This window comes from Neobacillus sp. NPDC093182, from assembly GCF_044754045.1.
Map to the genome: position 1 here is coordinate 127,556 of NZ_JBIVOI010000017.1, position 9,730 is coordinate 137,285.

The window sequence follows — 9,730 nt, forward strand, 5'->3', positions numbered from 1 at the left end:
CCAATCTTTTTTTAACTTAAACAATATAAAAAGCTGAAAGGTAGATAAAAAACACCTTGTCAGCTTTTCATTATTTTCTATTTAATGAGCGTATGAATCCATAACAGACCTTACTTTTACTGCACTTAGCTTAAATCCTGGCATTTTGCATACCGGATCTAGGTCTTGTGAAACTAATAGATTCACATTTTGCGAGTCGGCCCAATGGAAAGGAACAAATACTGTATCCTGACGGATGGTTTCCGACCATATACTCCTGACAACAATACTACCTCTTTTGGATTCTATCCTCACTAAGGAACAATCTTCAATACCGTATTTTTTAGCAGTTACCGGGTGAATTTCTACAAAGGATTCTACATTTCTAGCTGCTAATGCCGGACTTTTTCTCGTTTGTACTCCTGTTAAATAGTGCGCCATCACTCTTCCTGTTGTTAAATAGAGGGGATACTCCTCGCTCAGCTGTTCCTTAGCAGGGTCTGGACGGTTTGGGACTGCCACCATCTCTGCTCTGCCATCAGAGTGGGAAAACGATGTTTCAAACAAACGTATTGTCCCTTTATGCTCAAGGTCAGGGCACGGCCAAAGGATGCCTCCTTCCTTCCGCAGACGATGATAGGTGATGCCATAATAATCCGCTTTTCCTCCACGGCTCGCCACCCGTAATTCATTAAAGATTTCTTCCGCAGAGGAAAAGTTAAAGTATTCTCCTTTTCCAAGAACACGAGCTACCTCGCAGATAATTTGCCAATCATGTTTCACTTCACCCGGACAAGGATAACTTGCTTCCCTTAATGTCACCCTTCCTTCCACATTCGTCATCGTTCCTTCATCCTCTAAATAAGAGGAAGCTGGTAAAATGACATCTGCTAATCTCGCAGTCTCTGACACAAACAGATCTACTGCAACTAAAAACTTTAACTTTTTTAATGCTTTTTTTACAAATTGTGCGTTCGGATTGGAAACAACTGGGTTCGAGCACATTAAAAACATGCCCGTAATCTCACCGTTATCGATTTTTTCCATCATCTCAAACGCGGAAACACCTTTTCTAGGGATTTCCTCCTTTTCCACGCCCCAAACGCTCGCAATATAAGCGCGGTGTTCTTCATTTTCAATCGACCGATATCCTGGCAGTTGGTCTGCTTTTTGTCCGTGTTCCCTAGCCCCCTGACCATTTCCCTGCCCTGTAATCGCTCCAAAACCACAATTCTGCCTGCCAATTTTTCCTGTTGAAATAAGAATATTTAAGAAATTACGAACGGCTATAGATCCGTCCGTATGCTGTTCCACCCCTCTTGCAGTAAAAATCATCCCCGTATCTTCTTTTCCAAACTTACGAGCTGCTTTTTGAATTTGCTCTTTTGGAACACCTGTTATATCCTCAATTTCTTGTAAATCCGTAGATGATAAATGTTGTCGGACTTCCTCAAAACCTTTGACCCGTTCATTAATAAATGCATGTTCGATATAATTTTCATCTATCATCACCTTTAATAAACCGTTGGCTAAAGCTGCATCTGTTCCAGGTTTGATTTTTAAATGCAAGTCCGCTATTTTCGTTGTCGCTGTTTCGCGAGGATCAATCGCAATTATATAAGCACCGTTTTCTTTTGCTTTCTCAAAATATGGCATGATCGTCGGCTGACATTCTGCGATATTCGTCCCCGCAAGGATAATACATCGAGTAAATGGAATTTCCTGCAGGCTATTTGTAAATCCTCTGTCGACCCCAAACGTTTGAGAGGCTGCAGACGCCGCTGCTGACATGCATAATCGACCATTATAATCAATATATCTCGTTTTCAAGGCAACCCGAGCAAATTTCCCAAGTAAATAAGCTTCTTCATTTGTAATGGACGCACTCCCATAAACAGCTAAGGCATTTAGCCCATCTTTCTCTTGAATTCTAGTAAAGTTATTCTTAATATGTTCCAATGCCTCTTCCCAGCTAGCACGGACAAATTCTCCATTTTTTTTAAGCAATGGAAATTTCAACCGTTCGTTATGAAAGCTATGTTGATGGGCATTCATTCCCTTCATACACAATCGGCCCTCAGAAGTAGGGTTGTTTTTTCCAATCGTTACATATTTTTTCCTGGTAACAATGGATTGTTCTAGCAGCTGCATTTTACATTGCATACTGCAAAATGGACATTGTGTATCATATCTTTTTTCAGACCTCACTTCCTGCTGCTTTGTGCGGAAATACTTCAATAATAATTCAGTCAAAAGTCAATCCCCCTTTTTGGCATATTTTTATGATGAATTTATTAAAAGACGCTTTTTTCTACTAAACTCTTGCGTAAAACAATTTCCTGCGCCAAATGCTCGAGCAGCTGCTGGCGAAGTTCCTCATCAAATAAAACTTCCCTTACATGAACTAATCCCACTCTTTCTACCCATTGCCATGTACGCTCCAGGTAATTAGCTGTCTCACGATAATATTGAACAAAACCTCTGATTAATACCATCGCTTCCTCAGTGGTTGCAGCAACACATAATAACTCACCCGCTCGAACATGCCGCCCGCTGCTTCCGCCTATATATATTTCCCATCCACGGTCAACTCCAATGACGCCAACATCTTTTGTAGTCGAACCTGCACCGTTATGCAAGCAGGGGGATATCCCCATTTTGATCCGGTAAGGGGTAGTGAGAAATTCTAATTGCTTTTCGAGGCTTACTGCAAGCTCAATAGATGGTTTTTTATCACATGAACAAATATGTTCCCCAATACACGTTTTAATGTTTTGGACACCATTAGCTTGCGGCGAACTTAAGGGCATGTTCAATTCCGCCCATACATCGGACAAATCTTCTTTTTTAACACCAAGTAAATGAATTCTTTGGTCACTCGTGATTGCGACATCATTTATATGATATTTTTCAGCTACTTGAGCAATTTTTCTTAAATGCACCGGATTTGTGATACCACCATACATTTGTGGGATAATGGTATAGGTCCCATCGGATTGAATCACTGCATTCCTTTTTTCGTTTACAAAAAGAGCTTGTTGGTTACTCTCATATTCTGGATTAATCATTCCTAAATAATAGTTAATCGCTGGACGGCAAATAGAACAACCCTCGCTATTTTTCCAATCTAAGACATCCATGACTTCCTGTACAGATGTTAATCCTTGCCTCTGCACCTCCTGAACCACTTCATCATCGTTTAATGTGGTACAAGAACACAGACCTGACTTTTCTTCTATCGCTTCTTCAACATCATGATTCTGTACATATGACAACAGGTCGGCCACCAGTGGTTTACATCCTCCGCAGGAGCTTGAGGCATTTGTACATTTTTTTATCTCTTCAATAGTCGTTAACCCTTCTCTTTGAATCGCCTCCAGAATAGTCCCTTTCGTCACACTATTACAATTGCAAATGATTTTACTTGCAGGAATGGACGCAGTAGATAATCCAGCGTCCTTCAGCTGTGGAAAAAGTGAAACCTTTTCTAAATCCGAAACATCCTGTTGTTTGAGAATCATATCTAGCAGCATGTTTCGTTCTTTTGTATCTCCAAACAACACAGCGCCGATAATCTTATGATCCTGAAAAACTACTTTTTTATAAACTCTCTCAACCTCATCATAAATCTTTATCGATTGGTTGGAAGAATCCTTTTCATGAATGATTCCTGCTGAAAACAGGTCTACACCTGAAATTTTCAGTTGGGTGGAAAGAACACTTCCTTCGTACCCTTGACCTTCGATACCACAAATCCGTTTTGCTAATGCTTTACCTTGCTCATAGAGAGGCTGTACCAAGCCATATACCATTCCTCGATGCTCGACACATTCTCCCACAGCGAAAATGTTTGGATCACTCGTCTCCATATAATCATTTACTAGAATCGCACGGTTTGTTTCAATTCCAGTTTTCTTGGCGAGCTGCACATTCGGCCTGACACCTGCAGCCATCACAACCAAATCGGCTTCAACTTCTGTCCCATCATGAAAACGGACACCTTTCGCAACAGTACCTCCAACTATTTCCTTCGTCTCTTTTTCTAATAGGAACTTCATTCCTTGACCTTCTAGTTCTTTTTGCAGCATTCTCGCAGCTGTTTCATCTAACTGCCTCTCCATTAAATAACTGCCAATATGAACGACATACACAGTCATCCCGAGATTAAGAAGACCCTTTGCGGCTTCTAATCCCAACACCCCTCCACCAATCACCACTACGTTTTTATTCTTTTTAGAGCTCTCTAACATTCTCTGACAATCTTCAATTGTTCTGAAAGTAACTACTCCCTGTTTATCAGCACCTGGAATCGGAAGCGAAAACGGAACAGAGCCAGTAGCAATAATCAGTTGGTCATAAGAAACAATTCGGTTTTGATCCGTCTTGACGACCTGTATATGTTTATCAATTTCAATTACTGTCTCCCCGGTAAACAAATCAATATGATGACGTTCATACCAATCACGGTCATGCAGCGTAATATCTCCAAAAGAAGTGCTCCCCTGTAAAATGGAGGATAAAAGAATTCGATTATAATTGACGTGGAGTTCACTTCCAAAAATAGTAATCTCAAAACCTGTAGGATCCAGCTTCAAAATTTCCTCTATACAGCGGACACCAGCCATCCCGTTTCCAACCAATACCAGCTTTTTTTTACCCATTCTAAACCTCCAGATGTTATTTCATCTCACATCAAACTTAATGCCATCAATTATCACACAAAGTCAAAATAAAAAAATGAATCACGTTATATTTCCTTACATACTAGTTTTCTCATAGCTAAAAGGATATTTCCTTCATTTATTTTTCTTCCGCATATGAGACTGGCATTCTGGACAGCTTTTCCTTTTTTGCTGGCTGCTCTGTCCGAATGAGAAAGGTATTCAGACAGCTTTCCCTTTTTTGCTGGTTGCTCTGTCTGAATGAACCCGGCATTCGGACAGCTATTCATTTTTTAGTGCCAGCCCAGTCCGAAATCACCATTGCAATTGCTCCTTAAATATTTTCAGTGACACTAGCAGCAAATTTACGAAAAGAGCCTATTCTTAACACGCTATAAATCTTGTCATTATACCGATTTTTCATGGTAGAAAAAAATACATGTGTAAGCTTTCTTAACAACAATTGAGACAAATTACCGGTATCAGATTATTCTTAAAACTATAAAAACTAGGAGGTATGAAAAATGAAAAAAAATATTGGATTGGTTTCATTTATCTTTTTATTAGCAAAAGTCCTATTTTCAAAAGGAACGAAAAATATCGGGTGGTAATTCCTGATAGAACAAAACAAAGAATACTTGAGAGGAGTAAACAGGATGAAACTAGCAGATTTAAAAAAGGCAGGCCATGCTCCATCATTAGTGGCGTCATTTCTATACTTTGATATCAGTTTTATGATTTGGGTGATGTTGGGGGCATTAGGGGTTTATATCACAAACGATTTCAATCTCTCACCTTCTGAGAGAGGTTTAATTGTAGCGGTTCCTATCTTAAGTGGTTCATTTTTTCGACTGATTCTCGGTTTCTTAACAGATCGAATTGGCCCTAAAAAAACAGCTATCAGCGGGATGACTGTGACAATCATTCCACTCATATGGGGATGGTTATACGGTCAAACACTTACAGAACTTTTCCTGATTGGAATTCTTCTTGGAGTAGCAGGTGCAAGTTTTGCAGCAGCCATTCCAATGGCGAGCCGGTGGTACCCGCCGCATTTACAGGGATTGGCCATGGGTATAGCAGGTGCGGGGAACAGCGGTACGCTATTGGCTACTTTATTCGGACCACGTTTGGCTGAAACGATCGGCTGGCATAATGTAATGGGACTTGCCCTTATTCCTCTTCTCATTGTTATGGTTTTATATATTGCAATGGCCAAAGATGCTCCATCCCAGCCGAAAGCAAAACCGATGAAAGAATACTTTCAGGTTTTTAAACAAAAAGACACCTTATATTTCTGCCTGCTTTATAGTGTTACCTTCGGGGGATTTGTCGGGCTATCTAGCTTTTTAAGTATATTTTTTGTAGATCAATATCAGTTAACAAAGGTACGTGCTGGTGACTTCGTTACCTTGTGTGTCGCAGCCGGAAGTTTTTTCCGACCAGTCGGCGGATACATCGCAGATAAAATCGGTGGAGTTCGATTGTTAACTTTCTTATTTATTGGGGTTGGAATTACCATGTTCAGCATAAGCCAGCTTCCTGCCCTGCCAATTGCTATTGCAGGATTGTTTATTGGGATGCTTTGTTTTGGAATGGGTAATGGTGCTGTATTCCAATTGGTTCCTCAGCGATTCCAAGAGGAAATTGGTGTAATTACAGGTATTGTCGGAGCTGCTGGCGGCGTGGGAGGATTTTTTGTTCCTAACATACTGGGTTCACTTAAACAAATGACAGGAACGTATGCTGCCGGATTTTACATTTTAGCAGGTGTGGGATTATGTGCTCTTATCGTCTTAGTCATGGCTCAAATATCCTGGAGGAAAAACCTGGAATCAAATCGTGCATCCATTTAATATGGGAAGTTCATATTAAGGAACCAAAAAGGCATGAGTTGGAAATCAAACCAACTTATGCCTTTTTTGTTATTACCAAAGTATTACTACCGAGCAACAAACGCGCGAAGCCAACCTTATCAATATTACTGATAACTAATAGCTTGCTTTCCCATTTGAATCCATGAATCTTCAAAAACTATCTTTTGAAACGGCTTTATATGGTTGGTCTGCTAATGGATCATTTATATATACATTATTTTCGTCATACCCTACTACTAATACACTGTGCTCTCTATAGCTGATGCTCCACATGCATAAATGCAGTGGGTTCTAACTTCCTAGTCTTCTCCTATTCGTACACACACTTTTCTTCATGAGAAAACGGCTTAGGAAACAGGAACTGGAACTAGTTCTGTTAGAACATTCGTAGTCAAAGCAACCTCTGTTGCCATTCACGACTACATCTATTGCTCTTTCGAACTCGGCTACATCAAACCGCATAGAACTGAAATGTTAGGCTGCACATCTTGTCTTTTTTACTTTCAATACGATACCAGAATTTAAGATTACCTCATTTTCTTTTTCAATCTTCTCGATTTCTTTTTCGTGAAACTTAAAAAATTGATCAAACGTATTAAAACAAGATGTTCGATCAGACTCCAATCCTAACAAATTGGAATTCATTAAAAGAAAAGCAGAATATAAATCACGTTGGACTCTAGTTCCATCATCAAATTTATGCCACCGTTCTTTTAAATCTTTCTTTTTACATTTGTCTACTTTGTGATCATATTGACTGGCTTTAAAAGTGAATGTTTTTACTTTGATGAAAGTCCCGCCTACGGCTATGACTTTTCTTGAAAGAATACTTACGAAGGATGCGGGAGAACGATGGGATATGGTTTTACCGAAACGTTTTTTCTTTTTATACTTACCTGTTTTTTCACTAACTTCTGTCTTCTTAGCTCGCTTTTGTAGAGCTTTAAAATTCATTTCTTCAATGTAAAATTTATCACCTAAAATGATCATTCGGTTGACTTCATATTGATGGCTAAACTTACGATATAAAGCCAATTTTCGATATAACTCTTTCAATTGAGCTTTCAGCTTCTTATAGTTCTTGGAAAACCCCCACTGTTTTTTACCCTTTCTTATACGACCAGCTTCATCGTAGTTCAGTGGATTCGTCGCTCTTTTCGATCGATTTAATTTTCTATTAAATAACCTGATTTCTCGTTGAACATGTTTAACCTTTTTTATGTTTTCAGCTAAATTTTTCAACAGAACCTTTGATTTACTTGATACGGCAATCGAGGATGTCCCAATGTCAATGCCAACAGGACCTTCTCCTAAATGATATTTCACTAGTCCTGTTTTATTGTCTCTTTTTACCGGAGGATACCCTGCACAAACCAGTTGAGCATAGTAGCGAACACTCCCTCGGACGATTCGTTTTAATATACGAACATATTTTACCCTATAGAATTCTGAAACAGTTTCACCTTCTTGGTTCTTGTATTGGAATATCTGTTGGGAGGTTAGTAGATGAAAAGCTTCTTTTAGATACATATCCATTTCTTTTACCTTCAGTGCAAATACCCTATCATTTGAGATTACTTTCCCCTCTTTGAATCTCCAACCTGTTTGGTTGTTTTTCCCTTCAAATGAATGCATATCTCCACGTTTTACAAATGCTACTTTTTTCGCTTTTCCAAACAATTTCTTTTTGAAAGTGTTCCAAGCTCTTGTAGCTGTTTTTTGGGCAATGATTGAATTAATGTTACCCTTAAAGTGATTTCGAACTTGTTTTATGTATTCGTCATGGAATATTCCGTTAATCCAAATTCTTCTCTTAGTTTTTTGAATGCTTCAGAGAGACTTTTTTGTTCATTTTGATAGAATTTCATCTTTTCTTTGTTACTATTTTTAGCTAGATTGGACTTTATAGCTCTTGAAATACGGACTAATTTTTTATATCGTTTTGTCCTTTTCATTTGTTTTTCTCTCTTCAAATACTCGCCGAGCGAAGTATTATAGATTACTCGATTAATTTCCAATTCAGATTCGATCAGAAAAAAGTCTCTTTTCTTACCTTTTATTTCTACATCAATGATAAATGAAGGAGCTTTTGCTTTCGCCATGTCCACACCTACTTTCACATCTAACACTTCAAACGTACGTTCGTATACATTTTATCAAAAAACTCCTAAATCAGCAATAAAAAAATCGGTCCATCCCCATACTTAAAAGCAGGGGCTTTCCCGATTTAGTTTTGGTAAAATTAATAGATAACCTTTACTAGAAGGCCATGGTTGTTTATTATGTAACAGATACTGTTTAAGAATTGTTTAAGGTTTATATTGAACAATAATAGGGATTGGTAGATAAATAGAAGGAGGACGAAAGCTCGGTTTAGAAAGAGTTTAGTAGTCTTCTTAACACGAAAGGAAGATACACCATGAAAAGGATTAAATTGTTACTTTTCCTACTTGTTCTAGGGATTAGTACTATTTTCATATTAAAAGACAACGAAACCACACCGTCTAAAGCAACAGGCATTGAACAGAAAAAAGATGTACCCTTACCGACCGAACTTCATCCCGTCGTAAAGGAACGTAGCGATCAATTAGTCCAACAAGCAGCAAAGATAGGAATTGTCGTGTTAATTACTGACGGTTTCCGCAGTATAGAAGAACAAAATACCATTTATGAACAAGGACGTACGACAGAGGGCAATATTGTCACGAATGCAAAAGGTGGAGAATCCTATCATAATTATGGGCTCGCGATTGATTTCGCACTTGAAACTCCTTCAGGAGACGTTATTTGGGATCGTCAATATGATCGTAATCAAAATGGAAAGTCCGATTGGTCCGAGGTGGTGAAAATAGCTAAGTCACTAGGGTTCGAGTGGGGCGGAGATTGGAAAGATTTTAAAGATTATCCACATTTCCAAATGGATTTTGGACTGACAATTGCCGATTTAAAGAATGGCCAAAGACCTGATGAATCATCTAACGTGGCGGATAGCAAGTGAAGAGGGACAAAGGGGACGGTTCTCCCTGCCTTTTTGGGCAAGGAGAATGATGTGACCCCCGAAAGTTAGAGTTTTATTTTAAGCAGCCAATTGGTGGGTATGAATACGGTATTGTATCGTACTCATGCCCTCCAATTTTTGCTTTATACGCTTGTTATTATAGTAATCGATGTAATCTTCAATTCTCTTTTTTAACTCCTCAAATGTGCACAGAG

The 9,730-nt window shown here is 38.8% G+C and carries 8 protein-coding genes; 2 read left to right on the forward strand and 6 right to left on the reverse strand.

What is annotated here, in order from left to right:
• Nucleotides 1–81 precede the first annotated feature (81 nt).
• On the reverse strand, nucleotides 82–2,232 hold the full coding sequence (nasC, locus tag ACIQAA_RS26080; protein WP_402625658.1) for an assimilatory nitrate reductase catalytic subunit NasC: 2,151 nt from the start codon (nucleotides 2,230–2,232) through the stop codon (nucleotides 82–84).
• 41 nt (nucleotides 2,233–2,273) lie between these two features.
• The gene (nirB, locus tag ACIQAA_RS26085) at nucleotides 2,274–4,640 is read right to left on the reverse strand and encodes a nitrite reductase large subunit NirB (RefSeq protein ID WP_402625660.1); all 2,367 of its coding nucleotides are present in this window, start codon (nucleotides 4,638–4,640) and stop codon (nucleotides 2,274–2,276) included.
• 656 nt (nucleotides 4,641–5,296) lie between these two features.
• On the opposite strand from nirB, the gene ACIQAA_RS26090 reads away from it, so the two are divergent.
• Nucleotides 5,297–6,496, forward strand: a complete 1,200-nt coding sequence (locus ACIQAA_RS26090; protein WP_402625661.1) for a nitrate/nitrite transporter — start codon at nucleotides 5,297–5,299, stop codon at nucleotides 6,494–6,496.
• A 171-nt stretch (nucleotides 6,497–6,667) separates the two neighbouring features.
• Here ACIQAA_RS26090 and ACIQAA_RS26095 read toward each other — a convergent pair whose 3' ends face one another.
• The 3 genes from ACIQAA_RS26095 to ACIQAA_RS26105 all read right to left on the reverse strand — a co-directional run bounded on the left by ACIQAA_RS26095 (nucleotide 6,668) and on the right by ACIQAA_RS26105 (nucleotide 8,637).
• On the reverse strand, nucleotides 6,668–6,790 hold the full coding sequence (locus ACIQAA_RS26095; RefSeq protein ID WP_402625663.1) for a C39 family peptidase: 123 nt from the start codon (nucleotides 6,788–6,790) through the stop codon (nucleotides 6,668–6,670).
• A gap of 201 nt (nucleotides 6,791–6,991) precedes the next feature.
• Complete coding sequence (locus ACIQAA_RS26100) at nucleotides 6,992–8,152, reverse strand: RNA-guided endonuclease TnpB family protein (protein ID WP_402625665.1); 1,161 nt, start codon at nucleotides 8,150–8,152, stop codon at nucleotides 6,992–6,994.
• 134 nt (nucleotides 8,153–8,286) lie between these two features.
• Nucleotides 8,287–8,637, reverse strand: coding sequence for a hypothetical protein (locus ACIQAA_RS26105; RefSeq protein WP_402625667.1), 351 nt, complete (start codon nucleotides 8,635–8,637; stop codon nucleotides 8,287–8,289).
• Between the two features lie 299 nt (nucleotides 8,638–8,936).
• On the opposite strand from ACIQAA_RS26105, the gene ACIQAA_RS26110 reads away from it, so the two are divergent.
• Complete coding sequence (locus ACIQAA_RS26110) at nucleotides 8,937–9,515, forward strand: M15 family metallopeptidase (protein WP_402625669.1); 579 nt, start codon at nucleotides 8,937–8,939, stop codon at nucleotides 9,513–9,515.
• A 78-nt stretch (nucleotides 9,516–9,593) separates the two neighbouring features.
• On the opposite strand, the gene ACIQAA_RS26115 is transcribed toward ACIQAA_RS26110, so the two are convergent.
• A partial coding sequence (locus ACIQAA_RS26115; protein WP_402625677.1) for an IS3 family transposase occupies nucleotides 9,594–9,730 on the reverse strand: 137 nt, incomplete at its 5' end.